Raw genomic sequence first — 1,384 nt, 5'->3', positions numbered from 1 at the left:
GGATTTTCACTGTTTATAATTGATTTTATTTTTGCTTTCAGCTGTGGCGAGATTACCTCATCAGCATCTATTAATAAAATCCATTCTCCCTTGCATTTTTTTAGAACAGAATTTTTCTGGGGGCCGTATCCCTTCCACTTTTCCACAAAGACTTTTGCTCCCTTCGCAAGTGCAATTTCCACAGTCCTGTCGTTACTCCCGCTGTCTACAACTATTATTTCATCAGCTATTCCCCTTACTGAATCTAAAGTTTTACCAATTCTGTTTTCCTCATTAAAAGTTATTATTCCTACGGATAATTTCATCAGCGTTCTCCTATTTCATATTTTTAAATTCCTAAACAGCAGGCAGAGCATTCTTTTGACACAATTCATCAAACATTTTTTCAAAGTTTACATCATTAATACGATTTTCAGGATAATCAATTAATATATTGCCTTCTTCCTTTATACGCCATTTATTTTTATTAATCTTTGGACCATAAAAAGCCATTATTTTCTTATCCAGCCCTTCGGCAATATGTAAAATCGAAGTATCAAGCGACACTACCAAATCGCTGTTTTTAATTATTGATATAGAATCCAAGATGGTTCTAGATTTTTCAAAGAATAAAACATTTTTATTGTCTGTTTTTTTTAGGATATTATGTATTGTTTCCCTATCATTTGGCGAATCTAGAATTATAATTGCATAATCCTTGTACATTTCCCCCAGCCTTTTTATTATAACAAGTGCATTTTCCTCGTTTATCTTTCTCCCTCTTGAAGCTCCAAAAAAGTTTAATGCTATTATCTTTCCTTTTACATTGTTTTCTTCAATAAATGCGGCTACGTTCTTTTCTGATTCTTCAGAAACAGGAACATCATATTTCGTGTCTTTTATTTCAATATTTACACTTTCCACCATTTGCTTATAAATTTGAATCATTTTTAAAGTATTGTTCTGCTTTATGTTTTTATTGTAAATATGGTACCCATCCTTGTTGTATCCAACGTTTACGGTTGCATTTACCCTGTTTAGAAGGTAAACTTGCTTGTATTTTAGCCCTTCAGTTGAATCAAAAAGGACATCATAGTTATTTTTCCCAAGTGTTTTTGCAATACTTCTCCACTCCTGCATCTTTTTCCTGTCAAGAATGTAGTATTTATTAATGTTTTTGTTTAGCTTTAACAAATTCTCGAGGGATTTGTCTGCAACAACATCAATTTTTATGTTGGGATAATTTTTTCTTATTTCCCGAAAGATGAAGGAGCTTATTATGTAATCTCCAATTTTTCCATCTGTCCTTAAAAATAAGATACGCTTTATTTCTGAAGGCATAAGATTAATATTCTTTTTCTTTTTATCAAATATATGGCTTAGCACTTCATTTTTTTTATCAACC

Annotated in this window: 2 protein-coding genes; both read right to left on the bottom strand. The window is 31.5% G+C overall.

Translation table 11 applies throughout. From position 1 onward, the window contains the following. A partial coding sequence (locus Q0370_RS05135; protein ID WP_299572985.1) for a glycosyltransferase family 2 protein occupies positions 1-305 on the bottom strand: 305 nt, incomplete at its 3' end. Between the two features lie 31 nt (positions 306-336). After that, positions 337-1,384: glycosyltransferase family 9 protein (locus tag Q0370_RS05130; protein WP_299572982.1), on the bottom strand; the 1,048-nt coding region annotated here is incomplete at its 5' end.

The organism is uncultured Leptotrichia sp., assembly GCF_938036635.1.
GTDB lineage: Bacteria > Fusobacteriota > Fusobacteriia > Fusobacteriales > Leptotrichiaceae > Leptotrichia > Leptotrichia hongkongensis.
Note: the sequence above shows the minus strand (reverse complement) of the source record. Positions and strands in the feature narration are given on the sequence as shown.